The sequence below is a fragment of the Leptothoe sp. ISB3NOV94-8A genome (genome assembly GCF_043421595.1).
Taxonomy (GTDB): domain Bacteria; phylum Cyanobacteriota; class Cyanobacteriia; order Phormidesmidales; family Phormidesmidaceae; genus Leptothoe; species Leptothoe turfae.
Genome location: NZ_JAXSQW010000001.1, coordinates 178689 through 203480 on the forward strand (window position 1 = coordinate 178689; position 24792 = coordinate 203480).

General features: G+C 49.4%; 15 protein-coding genes. 10 read left to right on the top strand and 5 right to left on the bottom strand.

What is annotated here, in order from left to right:
* Positions 1-55 precede the first annotated feature (55 nt).
* The 4 genes from SPB21_RS00905 to SPB21_RS00920 all read left to right on the top strand — a co-directional run bounded on the left by SPB21_RS00905 (position 56) and on the right by SPB21_RS00920 (position 3720).
* On the top strand, positions 56-907 hold the full coding sequence (locus SPB21_RS00905; protein ID WP_499865055.1) for a phosphate ABC transporter substrate-binding protein: 852 nt from the start codon (positions 56-58) through the stop codon (positions 905-907).
* Positions 882-1814, top strand: a complete 933-nt coding sequence (pstC, locus tag SPB21_RS00910) for a phosphate ABC transporter permease subunit PstC (RefSeq protein WP_250564658.1) — start codon at positions 882-884, stop codon at positions 1812-1814. Before SPB21_RS00905 ends, pstC begins: the two co-directional genes overlap by 26 nt.
* Complete coding sequence (gene pstA / locus SPB21_RS00915; RefSeq protein ID WP_163659495.1) at positions 1804-2661, top strand: phosphate ABC transporter permease PstA; 858 nt, start codon at positions 1804-1806, stop codon at positions 2659-2661. Before pstC ends, pstA begins: the two co-directional genes overlap by 11 nt.
* A gap of 249 nt (positions 2662-2910) precedes the next feature.
* Positions 2911-3720, top strand: coding sequence for a phosphate ABC transporter ATP-binding protein (locus SPB21_RS00920; protein WP_499865057.1), 810 nt, complete (start codon positions 2911-2913; stop codon positions 3718-3720).
* Between the two features lie 2 nt (positions 3721-3722).
* On the opposite strand, the gene SPB21_RS00925 is transcribed toward SPB21_RS00920, so the two are convergent.
* Positions 3723-4832: an aldo/keto reductase gene (locus SPB21_RS00925; protein ID WP_499865058.1), complete on the bottom strand. Its 1110-nt coding sequence runs from the start codon at positions 4830-4832 to the stop codon at positions 3723-3725.
* A 195-nt stretch (positions 4833-5027) separates the two neighbouring features.
* Between SPB21_RS00925 and SPB21_RS00930 the strand changes: the two genes are divergently transcribed.
* The gene (locus SPB21_RS00930; RefSeq protein WP_499865060.1) at positions 5028-5786 is read left to right on the top strand and encodes a TSUP family transporter; all 759 of its coding nucleotides are present in this window, start codon (positions 5028-5030) and stop codon (positions 5784-5786) included.
* Between the two features lie 5 nt (positions 5787-5791).
* On the opposite strand, the gene SPB21_RS00935 is transcribed toward SPB21_RS00930, so the two are convergent.
* Positions 5792-6082: a hypothetical protein gene (locus SPB21_RS00935; RefSeq protein WP_499865061.1), complete on the bottom strand. Its 291-nt coding sequence runs from the start codon at positions 6080-6082 to the stop codon at positions 5792-5794.
* Between the two features lie 399 nt (positions 6083-6481).
* Here SPB21_RS00935 and SPB21_RS00940 point away from each other — a divergent pair, with 399 nt between their 5' ends.
* The 5 genes from SPB21_RS00940 to SPB21_RS00960 all read left to right on the top strand — a co-directional run bounded on the left by SPB21_RS00940 (position 6482) and on the right by SPB21_RS00960 (position 14339).
* Entirely contained in the window at positions 6482-9916 is a 3435-nt protein-coding gene (locus SPB21_RS00940; RefSeq protein ID WP_499865062.1) for a substrate-binding domain-containing protein, read from the top strand.
* A gap of 54 nt (positions 9917-9970) precedes the next feature.
* Positions 9971-10351, top strand: coding sequence for a hypothetical protein (locus SPB21_RS00945; protein WP_163659483.1), 381 nt, complete (start codon positions 9971-9973; stop codon positions 10349-10351).
* A gap of 68 nt (positions 10352-10419) precedes the next feature.
* On the top strand, positions 10420-13248 hold the full coding sequence (locus SPB21_RS00950) for a DUF4912 domain-containing protein (protein ID WP_499865063.1): 2829 nt from the start codon (positions 10420-10422) through the stop codon (positions 13246-13248).
* A gap of 126 nt (positions 13249-13374) precedes the next feature.
* Positions 13375-14079, top strand: coding sequence for a hypothetical protein (locus SPB21_RS00955; RefSeq protein WP_499865065.1), 705 nt, complete (start codon positions 13375-13377; stop codon positions 14077-14079).
* A 119-nt stretch (positions 14080-14198) separates the two neighbouring features.
* On the top strand, positions 14199-14339 hold the full coding sequence (locus SPB21_RS00960) for a hypothetical protein (protein ID WP_163659476.1): 141 nt from the start codon (positions 14199-14201) through the stop codon (positions 14337-14339).
* Between the two features lie 152 nt (positions 14340-14491).
* Here SPB21_RS00960 and SPB21_RS00965 read toward each other — a convergent pair whose 3' ends face one another.
* From SPB21_RS00965 to SPB21_RS00975, 3 genes are all read right to left on the bottom strand, one after another.
* Positions 14492-16765 (bottom strand): caspase family protein, encoded by a 2274-nt coding sequence (locus SPB21_RS00965; RefSeq protein ID WP_499865066.1) that lies wholly within the window; start codon positions 16763-16765, stop codon positions 14492-14494.
* A gap of 66 nt (positions 16766-16831) precedes the next feature.
* Entirely contained in the window at positions 16832-19378 is a 2547-nt protein-coding gene (locus SPB21_RS00970; protein ID WP_499865067.1) for a CHAT domain-containing protein, read from the bottom strand.
* Between the two features lie 81 nt (positions 19379-19459).
* Positions 19460-24718 (bottom strand): two-partner secretion domain-containing protein, encoded by a 5259-nt coding sequence (locus tag SPB21_RS00975; RefSeq protein WP_499865068.1) that lies wholly within the window; start codon positions 24716-24718, stop codon positions 19460-19462.
* Between the last annotated feature and the right edge of the window lie 74 nt (positions 24719-24792).

The window sequence follows — 24792 nt, forward strand, 5'->3', positions numbered from 1 at the left end:
CAATCATGTTCGACCACAGTGCCCTGAACGTTGTCTCTTTAAAGGACGTCGGTCTATGGTACAAACGCTTGACTTGAAAAGATTAGGGTTAATTGCCTTAACCTTGGCTGGTTTATCAGCCTGTTCACCACCAACGGAATCAGCGGATGGTGAACTACAGGGAAAAGTTATTTTGACGGGCTCTAGTACAGTGGCACCCCTCGCCTCAGAGCTAGGCAAACGCTTTGAGCAAGAACATCCCGAAGTACGGGTGGATGTGCAGACAGGGGGTTCCTCACGGGGATTAGCTGATGCCCGCAGCGGTCAGGCGGATATTGGCATGATGTCGCGGGATTTAGCCGCAGATGAAACGGATGTCACGGCCTATGCGGTGGCCCGCGATGGTGTGGCGATGATTATCCACGCTGATAATCCGGTGACGGAGTTGAGCCCTGAGCAAGTTATAGATATCTACACCGGTGGCATTACTCAGTGGTCAGCGGTGGACGGGGATGATACACCTGTCAGTGTAGTGAATAAGGCGGAAGGGCGTTCCACGTTAGAGGTGTTTCTCAAACACTTTAAGTTAGAAAATAGTGATATCGCCGCCCAGGTCATCATTGGTGACAATGAGCAGGGAATTAAGACGATCACTGGCAATCCAGATGCCATTGGCTATGTGTCCATTGGCGCAGCGGAAAACAGTATTGCTCGGGGCGCGCCGCTAAAGCTGTTGCCGTTGGAGGGTATCAACCCGAGTACAGCGTCGGTGCAGGATGGTTCATTTCCCCTGTCGCGTACCCTGAACTTTGTGACCAAGGGTGATCCAGAAACACTCACGAAAGCATTTATTGATTTTGCCCAGTCCCCTGAAGTCCACGATATTGTGGAGCAACAGAACTTTGTACCCATTGATTTCTCCCAGTAAAGGTAATTTATCGCATCAGGTGGACTCATCTGCGTCTCTTAGACGGGCTAAGCGCCATGATTGGCTGTTGCTAAATGGCCTCCGGTTATTGGCAGGGATCACCGCAGCCATCGGCGTATTGATTACGGTGTTTGTCCTCAAGGAATCGCTACCTGCTTTGCAGTCTATCGGCATACTGCGATTCTTCGGGGATGAGGCTTGGTATCCGTTGGAGGGACAGTTTAACCTGGTGCCAATTTTATTGGGAACGGTGTTAATAGCGTTGGGCGGGATTGCGATCGCAACTCCCCTCGGTTTGCTCTCAGCTCTGTTCTGTCAGTTTTATGCTCCCAAACTTCTGGCCTCTATCTATCAGCGACTTTTGGAATTGTTGGCCGGGATTCCCTCCGTGGTCTATGGCTTCTGGGGATTAGTCGTTCTAGTACCCAAGATTAATCAGATTCATCCACCGGGGCAAAGTTTGTTGGCCGGGATTTTGATCTTGAGTCTGATGATATTGCCGACGGTGGCACTCCTTTCAAAAACCAGTCTAGGAGATGTGCCTGGCGATTATTTAAAGGGTGCTGAGGCGCTTAGTTTGTCACGGTGGACGATACTCAGCCGGATTGTTTTACCGACTGCGCGTTCCGGTCTAATCACAGCAATTGTTCTAGCAACAGGCCGTGCTTTAGGAGAAACGATGGCGGTGCTTATGGTCTGCGGTAATGTGGTGCAGATTCCAAATTCTGTCTTTGCGCCGGTGCGTTCTTTGGCTGCCAACATTGCGTTGGAAATGGCCTATGCGACGATGGATCATCGCTCGGTGCTATTTGTCAGTGGGTTGGTGCTATTGGGTCTGGTGGGGTTACTGGTGATGATTACATCTGTTTTAGGTGCAGAGGAGCAAGGCAGACGTCATGGTGTCTAGAATAGTCTCTCAAGTTAACGCTACAAAATGGCTCGATTACTTGTTGACATTGGCGACTTGGGCCACAGCAGCCAGTATTACTGCCGTTTTTCTATGGATTGTGTTATCGATTGTTGGGCAGGGATTAGGGCAATTATCCCTAGATTTTCTCTTGTCTGAGCCGATGAATGCGGGGCGGGAAGGGGGAATTGCCCCTATCCTGGTGTCTACTCTGTTGATATTAGGCGTGTGCTTAGCGATTGCGCTGCCTTTAGGCTTAGCCACGGCACTGTTGCTTGCGGAGTTTACGGTGAGTGATAAGCGGTTGGGGATGTGGGTACGGCGTAGTCTGGATTTTTTGGCTGGGGTGCCGTCGATTGTATTTGGGTTATTTGGCAGTGTGTTTTTCTCTAAGGTGTTGGGGTTGGGGTTTTCGATTCTCTCTGGAGGGTTGACTCTGGCTTGTATGGTGTTACCGTTGCTGATTCGGGCGACGGAGGAGGGGTTGCGATCGCAACCTGCCAGTTACCGACAAGGGGCTGCTGCTCTGGGTCTTTCTAAAACCACTACATTATTCAAGATTCTCTTGCCTGCTGCGCTACCGGGGCTCATGGTGGGTCTGGTGTTATCGATGGGGCGGGCTTTGGCGGAAACAGCTGCTTTAATTTTCACAAGCGGTTATGTAGATCGGTTTCCAGAATCGTTGTTGGATTCGGGACGGGCGTTGTCAATTCATATTTTTGATTTGTCGATGAATGTGCCGGGTGGGGATGGGAATGCGGCGGCATCGGCGTTGGTGTTGTTGGGGGTGTTGTTGGGTTTGAATGGGGTGACGGCGTTGATTACGTGGCGTTGGTCGGTGAGGTAAGGTTATGGACTGCACAAAAATAAAGGCTCAGGTTGGGGCTGTAGATGGGTGGATGAGTGATGGGCTCATAGAATGAGATGGGCTCATAGAATGAGATGGGCTCATAGAATGAGATGGGCTCATAGGATGATTATTTAAGCACAAGCGCCTTATGGGAAAGGTTATCTAAATTCTCCAGGTTCTTTTTTATCTTCTTAATTCTTTAAGTCTCCTTTCAATTTGATTCCCACCTTAGTTATTTTCTCGACTATGCTTTCTTATCACTCACAGGCTGCTTCTAATGTTGCTGAGTCTGCGCCTTTAATAGAAGTTCAAGAGCTGAGTCTGCGCTATGGTCGTCACATCGCTTTTGATGGGGTTTCTCTGCCGATTTATGTGGGGCAAATTACGGCGATTGTGGGTCCCTCGGGTTGTGGGAAGAGTAGTTTTTTGAGCTGCTTAAATCGGATGAGTGATTTGGTGCCTGATTGTCATGTGGAGGGGCGAATTCGGCTGGCTGGGATGGAGATTCTGAATCCGAATACGGATACCCTGTCGCTGCGTCGCCGGGTGGGGATGATTTTTCAGCGGCCTAATCCGTTTCCGTTGAGTATTTGGGAGAATCTTGCTCTGCCTTTGCGAGAACATGGGATGACCGAGCGCCATCGACTGGCGGAGACGATTGAAGTCGTGCTTAGGGATGTGGGGTTATGGTCAGAGGTAAAAGACCGTCTGCGTAAGTCGGCGCTAGCTCTATCGGGTGGGCAACAGCAGCGGTTGTGCATTGCCCGAGCCTTGGTGCTACAGCCAGAGGTTTTATTGTTGGATGAACCCTGTAGTGCTCTGGACCCAATTGCCAGCGGCATTGTTGAGGACTTGATTACGCGATTACGGCCTCGTTATACCCAGGTGGTGATTACCCATAATTTGGCTCAGGCTAGTCGCATTGCTGATCAGGTGGGCATGTTTTGGGTGCAAAACAGCGTGGGGCGATTGATTGAATTTGGCACCGCCCAGCAGATGTTTGAAGCACCAAACCATGAGCTAACCGCAGCCTACATCAGCGGTGGTAAAGGTTAACCCTATTCTGCAACGACTCCTGCTCCTGAGCCGTTGACTAAAACAGGCTGATTAAACGAATTAGGCTGATCACCAACGGTGGCACCGCCGTTGATCATGCCCTGGAGGCTAGGCTCAAAGAAGGTGTAGGGGAAACGAGAATCGGGACGGCTCACCTCATCCAGGCGCTGCTGTAGCTCAGCGGGAATCTCGAAGTCTAAAGCACCTAGGTTATCTTGCAATTGGTGTAGCTTAGTGGCTCCGATAATCACTGAGGCAACGGCGGGACGGTTGACAACCCAGTTAAGGGCGACCTGTGCCATAGAACGGTCCAACTCTTTGGCCACTTGCTCCAATTCTGCAACGATGGCCCAGTTTTTCTCAGTAAATTTGTCAAAAGCTGGATTACCGCTGTTGGCGAGCATTGCCAGCCGACCTGAACCTTCGCCACCTTGCTCAGAAGGTTTATATTTTCCAGAAAGCAGACCACTGGCCAGGGGAGACCACACCATCAAACTGGTGCCCAAGTTTTTAGCCAGTGCTGAGTACTCAAACTCGATGTTGCGCTCGGCTAGGGAGTATTCCAGCTGTACGGTGCTGATGGGTTCCCAGTGGCGTTCTTGGGCCAGGGTTTGGGCTTGAGCGACATACCAGGCGGGGGCATCCGATAGGGCGACATGTCGGACTTTGCCTGAGCGAACTAAATCATCCAGGGTACGCATCACCTCGGCAGCCGGAGTGACCTGATCCCAGGTATGTAGCATATAGACGTCGATGTAGTCGGTGCCAAGGCGCTCCAGGGAACCTTCGACGGCACGCAGGATATTTTTGCGCCCGTTGCCGCCTGCATTGGGGTTGCCGGGCTCAGAGTTGTAGCTAAATTTGGTGGTAATGATAATGCGATCGCGAGTCTTACTATCCTTAATAAACCGGCCCAACATTTGCTCACTATTGCCGTTGGTATACAGGTCTGCCGTGTCAACAAAGTTGCCCCCTGCTTCCACATAGGCATCAAACAACTGGCGGGCATTAGCTTCATCAGCCCCCCAACCCCAGTCATCACCAAAGGTCATCGTGCCCAGGGCCAAACGGCTAACCTTCAATCCAGTATTTCCTAGCGTGTAGTAATCCATATGGCTGTCCTCAGCGACCTAATTTTGCAGTTCAACCTACAGTCCCTACTGTGGGGCAATCTTTAAAACGCTGCTTGAATATAATTGCTCTGTTTTGGTAGAAAATTGCGCTATCTCCCAAACCAGCCCCTATGCATGACGTGATAAGTTGCCTGAGCATTGATTACCGGTCATGACTATTCAGGGGACACACAAATGGAATTTACCATTGAAATGGTGACGCTGCTATTCGTAGTGGCAATGGCAGCAGGCTGTGTAGACACCATCGCCGGTGGTGGCGGGCTCATTGTCTTACCCACAATGCTGATGGTGGGCATACCGCCCGCCGCTGCCTTAGCCACAAATAAACTCCAAGGCAGCGGCGGCACATTGGTCGCATCTCTTTATTTCCTGCGTAAACAAATTGTGCGCCTAAAGGACATTCAGCTCACCGTATTTATGACTTTTGTTGGAGCTGTGATTGGCGTCTGGCTGGTGCTACAGATCGAAAGCACTGTTCTCAAAGCGATTATCCCTTTCTTACTGATTGGCATGGGTGCCTATTTTGCTCTATCACCCCGGCTCGGAGCCACTGACCAGAAACAACGCTTAGCACACAACCCGTTTTCTGTATTGATTGCTCCGTTCCTCGGGTTTTACGATGGCTTTTTTGGACCAGGGACGGGTATGTTCATGGCCTTATCACTCGTCAGTCTGCGAGGCTATAACCTGACTAAAGCAACCGCCCATACAAAGATTTTGAATTACACCAGCAACGTGTCATCACTGCTTTACTTTCTTGCTTTTGGGGAGGTGTATTGGGGAGTTGGTTTAATCATGCTGGCAGGGCAGGTGATAGGCTCCTCCATAGGAGCCAGAATCGTTTTAGCCAAAGGTGCAGCCTTAATTCGCCCAGTTGTTGCCACGGTTTGTTTTCTGATGGCATCCAAACTGTTGTTAGATATCTTTGGCTAATGCCCTTAGGCTCCTAAATACTCGGACAATACCTCACAGGCTCCATCTTCAACACCATCATAAATCGAAGGGCTGGGGGAGAACGGCGGTGTCGGTTTGTCAGTGATTTCTAACTGTTCATGCAAAATTGTCAAAATTGCTTCAGTCACAGAGGTAATATCGCGTTCTTGTTGGTAAGGGCGTAGCTTTTCTAATATTTCAGCCGTAAGTAGGACAGTAACTGGGGTTCTTTCAGTAGCCATTTTTGTATGGGCAATCACTGCCCTTAGCATATATGAAAGGACGGTGTCGTTCATGGCCAAAGTTCAGGTGTGGAAAGAGATACGGTGAGGTCAAGGTAAACGTTACTGCATCGAAATTATGAACTTGTTTCTTAACAACTCCTTAGTGTTACAAATTTTAACCACAATAAATTAGGTTAAGTGTTCGTACACTAAGTCATTAAAGCAATTCGCTCAGTGCTTTAGAGACTACTAAGCCTGACTTTTAGAGGGTTATTGGCTCTATAGAGAACCTTTATGGGGGCAATTTTATCTAAAACAGATGCCCTACTGTTTTGAGAAACGTGACTTACAGCCATGGCTAACGTAAAGATGATTTGTTTCCGACACAGCATCCCTGCGAAAATCAAATAGCTTACATTTAGGTGTCCCCACCCATCACTTGCCTACCTCTACCTCTACACGGCAAATTCTATGGCTCTACCGCACCGCAGGTCAGCTCCCACCTCCCGGCGTTTGGTCTTTCTAGGTCTTGTTTTAGTTCTGGCTCTGACTGTATTTCCTTATCCAGCGATGGCTGTCACTCTAGTTGATGGCATGACTCCGACAGTTGCTACAACATCGAATAGCCCCCCCGCTGTTGTTAATAAGGTGGTTCAAACTGAGGCGGTGTTAGAGGGGGGTGAGCAAGAACAAGCGTTGAGAATTGACGGGACTAGCTTGATGCAGCCCATCAATCAGGCCTTAAAACAACGCTTTGAGCAAGAGTATCCAGGAACGGACGTGACGCTGCGGGCGAATGGTACTGACCCAGCACTAGAGTCATTGCTAAAGGATGATATTGATCTTGCCGCTATTGGTCGTTCTCTATCGGCTAAGGAGAAAGCTCAAGGACTGATCGAAATTCCCGTTAGTCAGGATGCAATTTCTATCATCATTGGCCGTAACAATCGATTTAATGGCACATTGACACTGGATCAATTTGCTCAAATCTTTCGCGGTAAAATTACTAACTGGGCTGAAATCGGTGGCACACCTGGCCCCATTCGCTTTATCGATCGTCCCCTCACCAGCGATACCCGTCTTGTTCTCAGTAAATACGGCATTTTGACAGACTCTGAGCAAGCCCAAGGTGCCCAGGTGGTGCGTCTGGACACCGATGATACTGCTGCGGTGATTCGGCGGCTGGGAAATGATGGTATTAGCTATGCGATCGCAAATCAAATCCAGGGCCAACGACAAGTAAAGACCGTAAAAATAGCCGTACTGCTAGACACCCTGCCCAGCGACAAATATTATCCCTATTCTCAAGTGCGCGGCTATGTCTATAGAAAGGACAATGCTAACACCGTTCTACCCTTTATCAATTGGGTGACAGGAGAATCTGGCAAGGCTGCTGTAGGAGCTGCAAAAACAGCCGAGGCCGCCGCTGTAGCGACCGCCCTCAATCCTCCTGCGCTGACTAGAACAGCGACCAATACAGATGGTGTTGGTATCCCCGTCTGGCTGTGGGGGCTCCTACCGCTGCCCTTATTATTTTTATTTGGCTTTAGCCGACGCAGACAAACAAAGGAGATGGCAGAAGAAGAGACTGCTACCCAGGAAGTCTCTGTCCCAGAGTCTCAAGTACCTGCACGGCCTCCCAGCCCTGTACAGCCACCTCCTGTTATTCCAACACCGCCAGCATCAACACAACTAAAGGAACCAGAAGCACCTGGTGCTACTGAAACTGTCACTGAAACCGCCACTGAAACCGCTCAGGAGATTACACCTGTACCTGTCGAAACATACCATGAAACACCAACTGTTACTCCCGAAATAACGCCTACGGAAACAACTCCGGCAGAATCTATACCCGCTTCACCGCCCCAGGCTCCGGTGATACTCGCTGTTCCCATCCAATTAGTTGTTAAACCCGTACCACCTACTCCTCCAGTCGTTCTTCCCATTGAAGAAACCGTTGACTGGAAAAACGCCGATGCTGTTTACCAAAAAGGGGTGAGTTGTCTAAAGTCAGGTCAACTGGATAAGGCTAAAGCTTACTTTCAACGGCTACTAGAACTTTCTGCTAGAAACATCTTGGGGCTACTGGGCCTCGGTCAAGTATTTTTGAAACTGGGCCAGGGGAGCAATGCTCTGGAGCAGTTTACCCAAGCGACTGCCGTAGACCCAAATGAAAGCGAAGCATGGCTCGGCAAAGGAAATGCTTTGCTAAAACTGCAGCAACCGGAAGCCGCTCTAGAAGAGTTTGATAGAGCGCTACAGTTAAATAGTTCATTGGTAAACGCTCTCAAAGCTAAAGGAGATGCATTACTAGTATTAGGGCGACAGGGAGAAGCCAACCGCTGCTACGCTCAGGCCAATGCGCTGCAAGGTACGCCCATCCCAGTCTGGAAACCGACAACACCAGACGCTGAAGAGACTATCGAGGAACAACCCGCCGTTCCAGTTCAAGCGATCGCACCAGAAGAACCAACAGCACCTGCTATCCCGGCTGTTATTCCCATTGAATATACGGTTAATTGGCAAAGTCCCATCGCAGTCTACTACAAAGGCCTCACCTGTCTAGAGTCAGGACAGCTAAATGATGCAGTGCCGTACTTTCGAAGAGTCTTAGAACTCTCTCCCAATAATGCGTTGGCATTGATTGGTTTAGGCCAAATTTACGTAAAGCAAGGCCAATTAGAAACGGCTTTAGCCTACTTTAATCAAGCCCTTGAAAATGAGCCAACACGACCACAGGCATGGATTGGCAAAGGGGATGCACTGATGTTGCTAGGTCGGTCTGAAGAAGGAAAACAGCATTATGCCTATGGTCAGGCGCTATCTGACATACCTCTAACGTTTCCCCCCACAGATACACCAGCTAGACCCTCACCTCGCCCTGTCAAGCCAGATGTGCTATCTGAAGAGATTCAGGCTCCTGTTACACCCCCACAGCTGCTAGACATGGTGATTCTGGTAAACACTCAGGCCCCCCTGAAAGCAGAGGTAGCGGCCATGGGACAGGTAATGGACGAGGCAATTGAAACAACAACCAATGCCCGTCCTGCTGATGTACGCCTTACGTGGCTGGGAACCCATGAACCATGGGAGGAAACTCCTGTTCAGCAAAGTGCCTCTGACTATTTGAATCACTTAGGGATATCTTTAGAAAATCAAGGCGTTACAGATAGTCAGCCATCTCCAGCCCATATTATTTCGACCCTCACCCGGTATCTTGACTGGCGACCGGGAGCTGCCCAATCCCTTTTCTACATGGGCCATGAAAGCCTGAGTCCAGATAATCAGGCTGATGGGTTACCAACGGTTCAGCCTGTTATTGAAACCGCTAAGGATACAGGCACGACCATTCACACCTACTTGTCCACCCAAAAGTCTCCAGGCAATACCGCAGCCGCCGTAGCCGAATATCACCAAGTCGCAACAGCAACCGGAGGATTAGCATTCACTGATCACCAATCTAATCGATCTTTCTATGATGTTCTGACTCAAACCATTGACCAAAGCTGTCGAGAATGCATCTATCGCCGCCTAACCATTGATAGTCAGAGCGGTTGCTATGTCCTCGATCATGCCCAAATGAGTCGGCTCCAATCATTGGGCAATACCACACCCTTGGCTCCAGGCAGCTACATTGTTCGGATTAAGTCAGGCAATTTCAGCTATTGGACCAATGCCCCAGATTTTGACCCTGAACCCTGGGTGATACTCTGGATTTATGGTGGTCGAGTTATCAATCGGAAAACCAATGTTGAGGTAGGAGCAACCTGGGTCACATTGAATGGTTATGACGATGCTCTAAAGTTAGAGGTACTAGAAGGAACAAACCTCTGTGCATTATTCTTGGACACCTACAAAGATGACAATTCTGGACAAGTTATCTTATCGATATTAGAAGCCAATTAGCTATAGCGAGCCAGTCATTACACTCTTCTTTATTACACAAGGGATGCTTTAAAAATGCGCGTAGTTGTTGATAGTCAAGAACATTGTTATGTACTCGATCAAGAGCGTTTAAATGCGCTTCAATCTACGGCTAACTCGACTCAGTTAGAGCCTGGCACCTATGTCATCCGGATTGAGCGGGGGGCTTTTAGCTATTGGGCTGAGCAGAAACAGTTTGCCCCTGAACCTTGGGTGATGTTATGGGTTTATGGGGGCACCGTGATCAACAAAAAGACTGGGAAGAAAGTGGGTGCCACCTGGAGCAGTCTCAATGGCTATGATGATACGCTCACTTTAGATGTGTTAGAGACAGCAACCCTATGTGGGCTTTTCTTTGACACTTATAAACAAGATAATTCTGGTGAGATCACACTCTCCATTCTGAAAGATAGATAGAGCTGAAACTGCTACGAAATTTAAAGTCTCAAATAATAAAATCCGCATCATATTCTCCTATTAGGCCCATGGTTGCTCCCCAAAAATCCCGGCATATACCGTATCGCCATAGCGATGATGCCCATAGGGCTGTGAACTTCAGACGCCCTGTTCTAATGACGCTGACTGTTGTCTCAATGTCAGCGTTGTCAATGGGGTTGCCAATGGAGATGGGCAGGCCTGCATGGGCATCGGACTGGGGAGCTTATATTCCCGATAAGCCATCGAAAACAGCTAGGGCCTCAGATGTTCCTGAGCTTCCTTTAGTTCACATCAGTAGTGCCAGAAACATCGATCCGTTAAATACGGCTTTGGGAACAGAATTTTTGGCACAGGTACCTGGCTCTAATGTCGAGATTTCCTCCCGTGAGACTCAGGACGCGTTAGATGCCGTGCAATCTGGTGATATTGACTTGGCCATTGTTGATCGGCCTCTAACGGAAGAAGAAATCGAAAAAGGATTGGTGTCCGTTCCTATTGGGGACGGTGATCTAGCCTATGTATACGATGGTCCTACACCCTCTGATGCAGCGAGACCCTTCCTGGATTTTGTTGAAGACCCGGCTAATCAAGACACTGTTGAGGAGGCAGTTACGTTAGTTGAGCCCAGCTCACTTCCAGAGAATCGTGCACCAGAGAATCGTGCATTTGAGGGTCGTGTTACCGAAACATCGACCCCAGAGTCAGGAGAGCCTACGGAAACGGCCAAACCAGAAGACCTAGAACCAGCGGAGTCAGAAGAGCCCACAGTACAAGACACAGTACAAGGGCCTGCGACCAATAGCTCATCCGACGACATTGCTTTGATTCCTTCCCCAGATAGTGACGTCACGCCTGAGAGAGCCATCAGGCCTTTCCCTTGGGGGTGGTTGGCTCTGCCTCTTTTAGGATTACCTCTTCTATTTTGGCTCCGCCGAGATCAGCAACAACCTGAAGTATCTGACCACGCCCTGCGAGACTGGGACAATGCTGAACCCTCGCTGCCAGATCCATTACCTTCAGAAACACCGCTCCCACCCCCTGACGTAACAGATGAAGCACCAGTTTTTCAAGAGCCACTGCCCTCATCATCCGATCCTGCCTTCGCTAAATCACCAACACCAGAGCCAGCCACAGAGCCGGGCAATGAACCTGTTGAGTCAGACATTAACCTGGCTGGCCTAGCAGGTGCAGGCTTGGGAGCAGCGGCTCTTGCTCATCCAGTTGAAGATCGAGCAACAGATCCTGACTCAGAAATAGACGATACCGATATCGTAGTTCCTGATGATTCAGAATCGAATATCCATAATGAAGCCATTGAGGCTCCTGACGTAACTCCTGAACTGACCCATTTGGCAGATCTGCCGGATCAAGGGCCGGAAATACCCGGCAGCATCAACGCAGTGCCTGATGCTGAAGTCCCAACCATAGCATCGGATTCTGTTGTCAATGCTGAAGGTGTCGGGGAGTCTGTTGCTCCTGATGCACTTAATCAAACCGATGAAGCATCATCTGCAATGCCTGATGCGTCGGAAACAACAAAGGCAATGGATGATGGCGCAGACCTCAGTTCTCTGACGACGGCAGGTCTGGGGGCAGCAGCTTTGGCTGGCCTTGGAGCTGCTGCCTTAGCGCAAGATAGCGATGCTGAACAAGAAGAGTCAGCGCCTGAAGTGCCTGGTATTGCTCCAATTGAGTGGTTGTCCATTGAGCCAGAGTCCTCCGAAGCGGTCTCGGTTCGTTGGCCCATGGCAGAAGAGCAACAGAGGGCCTTATTGACTAATGAGGCCTATTCTCCTCAAGTAAAAATCTACGACGCTACGGGTATTGACCTAGATCATCAAGCCCCCCACAGTGTTGATAGTCATCCGGTCACTGAGGGTGTTTTTGACGGTGATGGAGCCTCGATGGTGCTGCCGGTGGCGAGGTGCGATCGCGACTACCTGGCAGAACTCGGCTACGAAGACGCTAACAATCAATGGATTTCCCTGGGTCGCTCACTCCATACCCGCGTTCCCTGTCCCCCCCAGCCCGACCCAGTCCCTGAGCCAGTCCCTGAGCCAGTCCCGGAGGTGATTGCACCAGCACCAGAAGAACCAACGTTAACACCTGAGCACGATGATATCAGTGCCGATGCCAGCCCCTTACCCTTAGCAGGTCTCGGGGCTGGAGCTGCCGCTGCTGGCTTAGTCGCCGGGGCAATAATGCAAGATGCCTCAGATCAGGACATTGAACCGGATGCCAGTGAACCGGATGCCAGTGAACCCGATGCCAGTGAACCGGATGTCAGTGAACCGGATGTCAGTGAACCGGATGCCAGTGAACCGGATGTCGATATCCATGTCGCTCGCTCACCAGTGGCCACACCCCAGCCAGAAGCGTTAGCGGAACCCCCGATCTCCCAAGCTATTCCCCCCGTTGCCCCCGTCTTTTCGTCTAGCCCAAATCAGACAAACGGAGGCCATAATGCTGAAGTCCCCATTGCTCCTTTTAGTAAGGCTAAAACCTGTCACCAACGCTTAACCGTTGATAGCCAGGAGCATACCTATACGTTTGACGAAAACCAAATATCAGCGCTTCAATCTACAGCCAATCGTATTCCCCTAACACCGGGTTGTTACATTCTCACCCTTGATCCGCAAAACATAAATAGCCCTAGGGTTGGAGAACCTAGCGTTATTCTCTGGATCTATGGCGGACGTTTTATCAATCAAAAAACTAACGTGGAAGCGGCTTCAACCTGGAGTACCCTCAATGGCTACAACGATAGCTTGACCTTAAATGTGCTTGAACCATCTACTGTATGCGCATTTTTCCTGGATACTACTCCAAAAATAGACAGCCATCAGCTAACTTTGCTGATTTTGAAAGACAACTAGCCATGGATTTTGCCGGAGCATTGTAATGTAATGCTGACAAAGCCTAAATGGGATCTGCGAGATCTGTATAACCTGGGGCGCACCAGAATAATACATAGATGTGACTCTCGATAGGACATCTACCCCATGTATTTAGACGGTCGCTACCATCAAACCCTGGGTTATTTGCATATTCAGTTCGGGAATTTGGATCAGGCCTGCCTCGATTACCTCAATGCAATCGAAGCCTTTCAACGGGATCATGACGAGATGGCAGTGACCCAGGTAACTGAGTGCCTCAACCAACTTAACTGTGAACTAGATGCCGAACTAGACGCCTCTCCAACAGCAACATCCAATCCGTCATTGCCTGTGCGCTTAAAGATCGAAATTCTACGACTCTGTCGTTTAGGCCTGCGCCACAGCCATCAATATAAGCACCAAATAGCGCTTCACGTGCTTGATCGGGGTTTACAACTCAGTGACATTCTTGCGGATATTGACCATCAGCAGGGGCAGTATTGCGCTGCAATTGTTCTGGGGATGATGGGTAAAATCTATCACGCTCAACGGTATTATCTCTTTGCCCTGGCATCCTTTAGGGCATCATTAGAAGCCTATGGGTCCTTGGAAGCACCGGATAGCGCTACTCAGGGTCGAATGGCAACGATTCTCTGTGAAATCGCTAATATTGCCGAAATGACCCATCATCCAGATATCGCCATCGAATACTACCTGGATGCACTGTGGTATTTAAATGCGACGGGCCAACAACCTCAGGCAAAACAAGTCATAGAGCAACTCAACAAACTATACGATGTGCCACACATAGCTGGCATGAAAGCCAGTTGACAATAACAAAACTCAAAACGGTATCAGCCATGCAGAGCGGCATTTTCTATAACAGGTCATAGGTCGTCCGTCGAAAAGTTTTTGGAAAGCCCAATAGTCCTTCAACCACCATACTTCCCATGTTACCAATCTTCGTGTTTAGTACTGTGCTAGTGATGTGGAGCCGGATGATGTTGTCTCCACCCCAACAACAATCTGAAGAGAATGAAGAATCTCCACGTAAGCTGACCATTAAAGTCATTACTTCGGATAGTGAATAATACCAAATCCAAATTCATTAAGCCCAATTAAAAATGGACCATCCCGTAGGGGCACTCCCTTGTGGATGCCCTTCGATAATGGGCACTATCAGTCAGGAACTCGTGTAATATCCCCTCATCTTTGGGTGTTTATGCTGGCGCACTGGTCCATATCATTGACTAATATCATCAGTCACCTCAATAATTGTTGAAAAAGCAGCAATTGTCCCATTGTCTACCGCTGTTGTTTCTTCATCTAAACTCTCTGCAAACAGTCTGGCGTCACCGCCACGAGACATGCTGTTAATATCCCCGAGCAGTTCGGTGATCACCCCTAAACTCTCATCCGCATCCATCGATACATAGCCACGGCTTGTACCCCGCCCCCGAGCGATGGATTGTAACCCCCTTAAGGCATTGCGCAGCGAGCGCGTGCTGACCAATGTCAACAATTCTACATAGCCTGCCCCACTCACTTGAAACCGAACTCGATCCTCAGGGCGGGGAATCTCTAACGCACTGTTGGGATCAATGCGGGCTGCATCATCTGGTGCATTCCAGTCAACCGGATACACAACTGTCATTTCACCTGCGCTGCTAATGGCAATACAGCTAAGAAACAACGCCTGGTTATAATGTCGGTTCTCCATCCGAATTTTCAGTTCTTCGTTAGCCCTAAACGGCTGAATACGGGTCAAGGCATTATGCGAACCGCTTCGCGCAACAATCGGTAGAGAGGGACCATTGCCACTGACTGTAAAAATCTCTCCGCTGACGTCTAGCCCTGAGGATGTGGACGCCAGGGACTTCAGAATAATGTTAGCCAGCAATCGCTTGAGCATGGGTTTTAATCGGCTCACCGCTGCTGTTGCCGTCTCGTTCACCCGACCATAGGAGGCTGGCACCGGTTCTAAATTAGATGGGCGCAATAGAGCGATCGCACCCACAGGCGGAATCTCAACTCCACTGCCCAACTCCTGCCACAGTTGTTGAGCATCAGCATCTGTCATGCGGCCAATTAAAAAATCAAAGGCCGTTGCCTCATTTACCGCCTGTGCCTTGATGCGGCTGATATTGGTTTGGGAGAGTAGCGCCTGGTTTAAAGCAGAGACAGTGGCACTGACTTCATTCCCTAAAGACCAATCTACACCAATTTTAAGCACCGGGTTAGAGGGTAAGCCCACTAATTTTTCACGCAGCAACATCCCCGGTTGTAAGGCCATATCTCCCATGGGCTTTCCGTTAGCCAGCAGCCCCGTGCGTGATGCCTGAACAATCTCTCCAACGGGTACACCATTGTCAAGCACCGTAAATATGGCGTTATCTCCCGGTGTCTCTAAGTATTGCGGTGAGACCCCCCCCAGCCAGAACTCCACCTGATTGCCTGCAGACGTGCGGGTAATGTTAGTGATAACGGCTTCTGCGGTTGGAGATACGGGACCTACAAAGTATAGAGGTTTGTGTTCATTACCACTGCCAGGGGCGGCTTCAAATTGAGGCACCTGACCATGGTCTTGCTGACGGGCAGCAGCGGCAGTACTGCGAATCAGATTGGCCTGTACCACCGACGCCGGAGTGCTGCTGGGCAATTGCCACAGATATCGGGTCAGCAAATAGGTAAATGCCCCAGCATAAAACCCATTAAAAGCCATGTCCAACGCCGTTTCATTACGACTGGCTGAACCGAGGGCAATGCCTTTGGCAATGCCTTGATGACGCCGTTGTTGAAACTCATCAAATGACAGCTCCAATTCTGCCATTAACGCTTGCTGGTAAGCGTACTCCGCGTCATTAGCTATCAGGTCTTTCCCATCTAAATTGGCACTTATGGGAGCCGCACGCACTAAGGTATTTCCCCGAAAGCCACCACCGGAATAACAACTATCTAAAACCATTGTTAAATTGTCGGTGCGGATGGCCTCCATCAACAAAAATAACGTGCGACTGGTGATGTGATTCACCATCTGACCATCTTGGCTGGCATCCATCGGTACCAGGGTGCCAATTAAGGGGTTATCAGGATCAAGCGGATTGCGATCGCTAACCCGTGAACCATGGCCAGAATAATGGAAAACCACCACATCGCCCGGTTGAGCCTGATCGATTAAATGTTCTTTAAAGACCCGTAAAATAGTCTCACGGGTGGGCAATAATGCCCCCCCAGACGTTACCCGCACAATATCCCTGGGATTAAAGCCAAAGCGATTGACCAGTAGCTCATACTGCAGCTCAACATCGGTCAAACAGCCCCGTAAATTACCCGACGCAAACGGATAGTCATTGATGCCCACCAACATTGCCAGCTTGCGGGGGGTGCTCTGCCCCAGCGCTTGACCATACCCCTCTGCCTGGGTCAGAAAGTCCAGCTGACTTAACCCCATGGTGGCTAAGGTAGCCCCAGCAAACTGAAGAAAATGACGACGCTTAAGGGAAGGAGCGGAGCCCATGATGCCAGTCTCTATACAGGACGTAAGAACAGGACGTAAGCAGGTGAATAGAGCTTATACATGAGCCTACAACCAGTTGCCGATGAGCACAAAGGGGGCCCAAAAATATGGATGCTGATAGTCTTCGTTATTTAACAATTTAAGCTGTGCTCTCTGAAGAATTTCAGCTTTGGAAAGATTGGTGGAGGTTAATTCACCATACAGACTACCCATTAACTCCGACGTCCCACGGTCATCTACGAGCCATAGGGTGGCCAGGGTACTTCTTGCCCCTGAGCGAATCGCTACCCCCGCCAACCCCAGGGCGGCACGATCGTCCCCTGTGGCGGTTTCACAAGCGCTCAGGATCAACAGCTCAATGGTTTCGTCTCGGCTAATTTCCCCCGATTGCAACAGCGCACTTAACTGATTGGCATTTAAGGGGCCATCCCAGGCTAAAACAAAGGTGTCTTCTAGTTCAGAACTAAACTCACCGTGGGTGGCCAAATGCACCACCGAACCTCTACCTGTGGTCAATTTGCTGGCAAAATTTGGCTCAACAAAGGATTGATTCAGCAATACTTCACTGGGCACTTGAGCCTGAATGGCTTCAATCTCAGCATCCACGTTGGGCAAGGGGGGAAACTCTCCGACAGAATCAGACAGTCCTGCCACTAACGCTCGAATATTTCGATTGGCCAGGGGTTCAGGGTCAATTAATTGCAGCCCCGGTGTGAGGGCAATGGGATAGCGTTCGATCAGGTATTGATTGCCATCGTGCAGCACCGACATGGGCACATTGCGCAGAGCACTATCTAGCACAAAGACCAGTACGTCTATATCGGCGGTAGCTAAATCGGCTTCAATGGGGCGAATCAACCAGTCATACAGCTGCTGGGCCGGTGTTATAAATGTGAGTGGCTGATCTGCCACTACTTCAAAACGGGCATTGCGCGATCGCGATCGCAAATCCACCCCCGGATAGGAAATCGAGCGTTGTAACCGAGACAAGGTACTAAGGACCCGCTCCTTTTCAACCAATGCAGAGCGATGGTTTAAGGACTGCCCTGGCAATCGAAAAACCACTTCGACCCGATCGTCTAGCACAATGGGATAGATGACAGCCGCCTTGCTGCTCACCTGCTCAATATCTACGGTCTGGGTCACAACACAATCAGCCCGAAAAAAGTTCACCAGTTCTGCCACCTGCAAAGATTCAAGAACATTACGAGCCTGCTGGAGCTTATTCTCTTTATCTTGGGTACTGCCGGTATCTGCTTTAAGCAACAGATCGACCAGCTGTCGATAAACAGGTTCAATCTCCTCTCGAAATGAAAAGCGCACATCTGGGCTGGCGGCAATCAAATCCACCCTGAGTTTTTGTAAACTTTCCAACGCTTGGGTGTAAGCCGCGATCGCACCGTCAATATTCCCCTGGGCTTCGAGAATCCGTCCCAGCTGCCACTGCCACTGATATAGGGCAATGTCGGCCCCACTGCCCTGGGCTAAGGCCAGCGCCTGTTGGGTTACCTGAGCGGCATTTTTCCACTGTTGTTGAGATTCATACAACTGCCCTAAATAGCCCAAACCATAGGATTGGCCTTGCTGGTCGTTGAGATGGTGTGCCTGTTGCAGCGTCTCGGCCAATAGCTGAGCGGTCTTCCGGTTTTCCCAAACCGCGCCATTGGCCTTAATCAAACTGTTGGCCAGATTGAGTCGAATGGTAATGGCGTTACGCCCTTGGGGTAGCTCTTTTAAATCTGAGGCAACTACTGGCAACAGGTCTCGCGCTGCCTGAAAATTACCGGCCTTAATCCAAAGACCTATTAAGTTCACTTGAGCCTGTAGACGCAGGGACGTTGTTGGTGCAACCGCAGCAGCCTGCTGATAATAGTTGGCTGACTTAGCCTGATCAGCATTGCCCAAACTTAACAATGCCCCCGTTGTCTCGGTGGCCGAGTCAATGGCTTTAGAGACTTCCAGACTCTGCTGCAAACGGGCAACGGCCCCTTGGGTGTCACCGTTAAGCAGCAAGGCATTGCCCAGCTGTCTTAGCCCTGCTGCTTTTAGCGATGAATCGGGGAGGGCATCAACATCGGTGGCAATCGATTCTAGCTGAATTAGAGTTTGGTGATAGTAGCCCTGCACTCTGAGAATTTGGGCTTGGTTGAGTTGCGATCGCAACACCCCAGCTTTATCCCCAACGGCTTCATAGGCAGTCGTTGCCTGTCTCTGCACCACCAACGCATCATTGAGTTGCCCCTGGGCCATATATAGCTTGCCTTGGGCACTCAACACCTGAGCTAAGATACGCTGCTGTTGGTTAGATTGGGGCTGTAACTCCAGATAATCTAGCGCCTCAGCAATTACTGCCGCTGCTCCGTCATAGTCCCCCAACTGCAGGTAGGCCAGCCCCAAATTACTCAAACCGCTAGCCTGCTCTAGCGCTGTTCCTTGCTGAGTTACCTGTTGCCAAAGGTCTACTGCAGACTGATATTGCCCCAGGCCATAGGCAGTTTGGCCCCGCTTGATCAGCTCTGCCGTCGTCAAATTTGCCCTGGCAGGGATGACGGTAACACAGAGCAGCACCGTGAGACAAAGCGTTATGCAAAAACGAAGGGAACGGGAAAACATGGAGACAGTTGGAGAAAAGAGCAAGGAAGTCAGACAAAGCAGAAAACTCGTAGGGATACCCCTTGTGGTCACCCCATATCCCTAAGACGTCGATGCTTGACAGCTAGCACTCAAAAGAGATTGAGCATTCTCGGCGCTACCGTATAGGAGGAGCTGACCATCTTCAGTCATGGTCCAACCTTGGGGCTCAGCAATAATCTCCGGCACGGGCGGTATGGTTGACACATCATCGCCTTCAGAGCCATCGGGTATTTCATCTAGGGGGCTGCCCAAAGGACCAAAGTCTTCTAGCAGGTCACTGCCCTCAAGCTGTTCATCGGGGGTAAAGGGCAGGCCACCCCTGCCTGTCACCGTAAACTCACTGCGATTACTTTGTTGTCTGGCCAGCAGATCACATCGACGATCAACCAGGTCAGTCGGATCAACAATGTCTGGAATAGTCACTTCAGGCAGATCTTGCTGTTCGCCGGTCGCCACAGTACCGTCATCGACCGTTAGTTCAGAACTCGCATCTAAATCACTTTGCAAAGATCGGCCACTGCGCAAGGTGAATATTTCCCTCAGGGGTCTTGAGCCGATAAATATGCCCAGGGAGTTGTTGGCTAACAAATCAACTGAACCACCAGGCCCCTGGGCATTAGCAACAATATCGCTGTTTTCAAAAAGATTACCCGCCACTGAATTGGTAAGAATCCTAATATTGCCTCCTGTAGCCCCGATACCAAAGGCTTCAGTAGAAATTAGGTTACAGGTGAGACAGCTACCCGACGGATTACTAGAAGTTTGGGTACCGTCTAACACCAAAGCTCCTTCAATGGTTAAGTTAATATTACCGCTGTCTTCAATGGATGCCGTTGTCGCCTGAATCTTTCCACCTTGAAATAAACCAACATTATCGGCAAAGATATCGATGTTGCCTGGATTTCCAGGGCTATTAGTTGCTGAACCAAGAGGAGTACCATCGACTGATACAAGTCCACTGTTTTCTAATCGAAGTGTACCAACATTTAGTTCTATACCTCCCGCGTCGCTGCCATTACTAGTAGCTGCATTAATAATCCCAAAGTTGGTGACCCTCAGATTTTCAGTTGGGTTTTCCGTAGATCCGATTCGAATCGTACCAGCAGAACCGACAGCACCACGTTCTGTACTTACAAACAATCCACTACGATTTTCACCAAAGCCATCAATAGTGACATCTGTAGCATTGATATTAATGCTTCCCCCCTCACCTCGCCCACCAGGGGTCAACACCCCATTAATTTCTTGCTCCCTAAAAACACCCGATTGAATTTGACCACCATTAGTTAAACTAAGGCGGCGACTATTCACATTAATATCACCACCATCTCCAATCCCACCGGTTTCTACACTACCTCGAATGGTGCTGCCACCATCTAGTTCGACACTGTCCGTGGTCGCGATCTGAATTGTGCCGACATCCCCTCGACCAAAGGTACCTGCTGCAATCACACTGCCAGATTGAAGAGATATATTACGAGCGTTATTAATAACAATTTGATTTTGCTCAGTAAGCGGCACAGGACGTTGAGCTTCATCTCCGTTTATCAGTAAAAATGCCTCTGTCCCGCCCCTAGACTGCACTTGACTAGAAATTCGACTTAATTCAGAAAGCTCTACATCACCAGAAATATTTAGCAAAATATCACCAGCAGCTCCTAGGCCAAAGGTATCTGAAGCAATCTGCCCAGAATCTCTTAAGCGTAAAGACCCTTCCGTTGTTAATCGAATATCACCACTCTCCCTACTGTTGATACCTGCCTGAGCAATAAGAGCACTATTGGCCCTAATGGGATCCGCATTAAATGCAGCCGCAATCGGTGCCCTTTCCTGAGCAATCAGAGCAGCATTACCAGTCTGCCCCGTGATCAAAAGAGTGTTATTAAATAAAGCCTCAAGATAGGCCTGGTAGCCGGTTTCAAATGCTGTTTTACGAGAAAGAAAGTCTTCATCCTCACCGACAATTTCAATGTCAGATGTCGCATCAATGATCAGATCCCCAGCAGCACCTCGACGATAATCTAAAGCACCAACAATGATCTGCCCTCCGTCTCTTAGACTTACGGTTTCAGCACCACGGATGATAATATCCCCACCATCAGCCCGACTACGGGAACGAGCCGTTAAAACGCCTCCATTGAGAATTTCAACGGTATCAATGTCTTCAATTAAAATGCTGCCACCGTCACCTGTTGTCGAGTTAATGCCATCAATCTCAGATGACAGATTGTTTCGTATTTGCACAAACGGATTTTCTAGGTAGAAGATATCCTGATCTTCTGTTGATGCCACTAGCCCACTGGAAGAACCACCAAAGGGTCGTACAAAAGTCGCACCATTCACCGTAAAATTTTCAGTTTGAACCGGTGCTACACCATCCACTACGATGCGAGACGGTTGATTCACATTTAGTGGCCTCACTCGGATATTGCCGCCAATGCCACGACCAAAGGTCTGGGCGGCCACACGCCCACCGTCTATCAGTTGCAATACTTGAGTTGTTAAGTTGACATCACCGCTACGGGCTGAGCGGGCAGTACTGGTTGAAATCTGTCCACTATCAGCTAGGGTAATATTCGGAGCTGTGATATTCACATCCCCTGGTAAACCAGGACCCAGGGTGGTAGGTTCAAGAACAATGGCATTACCCACTGCCTGAACACCAAAATTTAGGCGGTTATTAGCATATATGCCACTGGATGCGGCCACTGGGTCAATGGTAAAGTCCGTAGCATCCTGGGCCTCGCGATAGGCTTCTTCAGCCCCTAAGCCAGCAGCGGCAGCTCGGATAAATTGAGCCCTAAACATGTCCGCCTGCCGTTGATTAAAGGTCCTGTCAAAACCGGAAATATTGACCCTATTGTTAGCATCAACATCAATATCCCCCGCAGCACCATTACCAAAGGTTACGGCAAGGACTTGACCACCACGCAACAGGTTCAAGTTGTTGACATCAATCAATACATTACTGCCAGGTGCACCATTGTCACTGCGGGTACGGGCATTAATCACGCCACCATTTTGAATGGTTAAAACATCAGTGGTTATTCTAACTTCCCCCCGTTCAGTTGCCCTGGAGGTTTCTTCTGCTGTTGAAAACAATCCACTCGAAAATCCTCCATTCACAAAGGCTCCCGTAGTGGGGTCTGTTTCAATGTCAACAGTACCATCAATAAACACAAACGATGGTTGGTTCGGATTAATGGGGCGGACTACAACATCACCCGCAGTACCACCATTGAAAGAACGGGTCAAAACTTCTGCGCCATTAATTAGCCTGAGGGCCTGCGTTTCCAACAAGATATTACCTGCCTGCGATGTCCCCAATGCGCCGATATTGTTATTTTCTTGAGGAAATGGAGACGTATCTGAAATAATCAATCCATTATCTAATAGAATCTCATTGCTACGGATGCTGACGCTACCACCATCTGCACCATCAATGCCACGGGTGTTAATGGCATTATTATCCCCTATCCGTACTCTACCGCCACTCTGTACGGCAATACTGCCAGCCAGCCCTGAGGGAATATCAGATGAAGGGTCATTGAGAATATCTACGACAGGAATTCCCCTCAATGTGCCATTTTCAAATAGGCCATTAGTGAACGTTTGCAAGTTACCTACATCAATATCACCAGCCGCTTCTAAACTGATAAAGTTAGCAAATCCTCGCCCAGCTGAGCTCAAAAGTGTTCCTTCGTTCGGATCTCCATTGGCCGTTGTATCGATCGAACCAGTTCCACTACGAATAGAGATCGCCCCTGCAATGCCTTCGCTACCTTCAGCAACAAATGCATTTATGTTGCGGGTACTAACATTGCCAAAGGCATCAATAGCAACATCACCAGCCTGAACAATTTCGGTCGTTTGATTTTGGCTAGTAGATGTATCAATATTACCGATGGAGATACTACTTGTGACAGCGTCCCTAGGTAGGGCATCGTTACGATTGAATTGATTGGTAATAAAGACACTAGAATTTTCAAAGACAGCTGCATTCTCTCGGCTGGCATCCACATTGCCAATTAAAATCAGACTGCCATTGGGTGTGGGATTTAATGTGGGACCAATAGAACCCGGTGGAGTCTCGACAGACCCTCCTGGGAACCCTGGCACTTGACTCCAATCAATTCCAGCCCGAACATCTAGGGTCGGTTTTGCTGATCCATCGATAACAATTGTATTGCCATTGCTCAACGTGATGTTGGACAGAGCTCGAAAAAGAGGATTAGTACTGTTAGGACCAATGGTGTCATCAACGGAGCCGGGTTGATTGATGACCACATTCCCCAAAATCACACTGCCACCGGCTAAAACATGTAAAGATGCGCCGTCTTGATAGTCACCAATAGCAATATCACCCACAGCCAGAATCACGGGATCGTTAGGGCTCGTTAGATCACCCACAGTCCCATCTAGTCGTTCAATTCTGAATGAACCACCGGAAAAATAATGGGTATCTCCAATGACCGTATTATCTGAGCGTAGTATCATATCTGCCCCTGAAAACAGTCCACTATCGGGGTGCGCAAGGGCAAAAATATCTACTAAGCTATCGCCTTGTAGTAACAATGTATCATCAGCGGATGCAATAAAAGACTGAGTCTGGCTATCCCGTATCTCCAGCGTGTCGGTCGCTAATAACCTCAGATTTTCTCCAGCCAATAGTGCACCGGTCAGGGTCAAATCTCCTGTAGCTAACGTTAAGTCTTGACCCACTGAAAGACTGCCGCGATTTTCAATGGCCCGCTGTGCGGCACTGATTTGTAGCCCTGGCGTCAGCGTTACGGCCAACAAAGGTGGCGCAGTGGGATTAGTGGCGCTGTACACTAGCCCTTCACCCCATTCAAAACCGTCGGCAGTGGTGGCAAAAAATGATCCGCTAATGTCTAACTGCGCATCTTCGCCAAAAACAATGCCGTTGGGATTGAGGAAAAATAGATCGGCATCACCATCCACACCCAGGGTGCCTAAAATCTCCGAAATACTGTTGCCAGTGACCCGACTAAAAATAGAGTCAATCCCCTCTGGATTAGCAAAGTACACCCGCTGGAGATCATTGACATTAAAGTCTTCAAAGCTGTGGAAGAGATCGTCACCTCGGGCGGCTCCCCCTTCAATCAAGTCTCCGTTTTCTCCCCGAATAAGCGTATCGGGAGTGACAACACTGGCTTCGTTGCCGAGGGTATTGTCGGGCACAATTTGGGCGTTAGCTGTCGTCGGTGTGAGTAAACCACCCAATAAAGCTACAGCAGCTAGTTTAGTAGCAAAATACCATTGCGATCGCATATTTTCCACGCAAAACCTCCCAGCCATGACAGACCTACGGAAACCGACAAAACTCAACTTAGATAAACCAGATGCGCCTGAGATGCGCGCGTATTTTGTGT

Coding starts and splice junctions, on each gene's coding strand:
- SPB21_RS00905 (WP_499865055.1), top strand. CDS start 56: ATGGTACAAACGCTTGACTTGAAAAGATTAGGGTTAATTGCCTTAACC.
- pstA (WP_163659495.1), top strand. CDS start 1,804: ATGGTGTCTAGAATAGTCTCTCAAGTTAACGCTACAAAATGGCTCGAT.
- SPB21_RS00920 (WP_499865057.1), top strand. CDS start 2,911: ATGCTTTCTTATCACTCACAGGCTGCTTCTAATGTTGCTGAGTCTGCG.
- SPB21_RS00925 (WP_499865058.1), bottom strand. CDS start 4,832: ATGGATTACTACACGCTAGGAAATACTGGATTGAAGGTTAGCCGTTTG.
- SPB21_RS00930 (WP_499865060.1), top strand. CDS start 5,028: ATGGAATTTACCATTGAAATGGTGACGCTGCTATTCGTAGTGGCAATG.
- SPB21_RS00935 (WP_499865061.1), bottom strand. CDS start 6,082: ATGAACGACACCGTCCTTTCATATATGCTAAGGGCAGTGATTGCCCAT.
- SPB21_RS00940 (WP_499865062.1), top strand. CDS start 6,482: ATGGCTCTACCGCACCGCAGGTCAGCTCCCACCTCCCGGCGTTTGGTC.
- SPB21_RS00945 (WP_163659483.1), top strand. CDS start 9,971: ATGCGCGTAGTTGTTGATAGTCAAGAACATTGTTATGTACTCGATCAA.
- SPB21_RS00950 (WP_499865063.1), top strand. CDS start 10,420: ATGGTTGCTCCCCAAAAATCCCGGCATATACCGTATCGCCATAGCGAT.
- SPB21_RS00955 (WP_499865065.1), top strand. CDS start 13,375: ATGTATTTAGACGGTCGCTACCATCAAACCCTGGGTTATTTGCATATT.
- SPB21_RS00960 (WP_163659476.1), top strand. CDS start 14,199: ATGTTACCAATCTTCGTGTTTAGTACTGTGCTAGTGATGTGGAGCCGG.
- SPB21_RS00965 (WP_499865066.1), bottom strand. CDS start 16,765: ATGGGCTCCGCTCCTTCCCTTAAGCGTCGTCATTTTCTTCAGTTTGCT.
- SPB21_RS00970 (WP_499865067.1), bottom strand. CDS start 19,378: ATGTTTTCCCGTTCCCTTCGTTTTTGCATAACGCTTTGTCTCACGGTG.
- SPB21_RS00975 (WP_499865068.1), bottom strand. CDS start 24,718: ATGGCTGGGAGGTTTTGCGTGGAAAATATGCGATCGCAATGGTATTTT.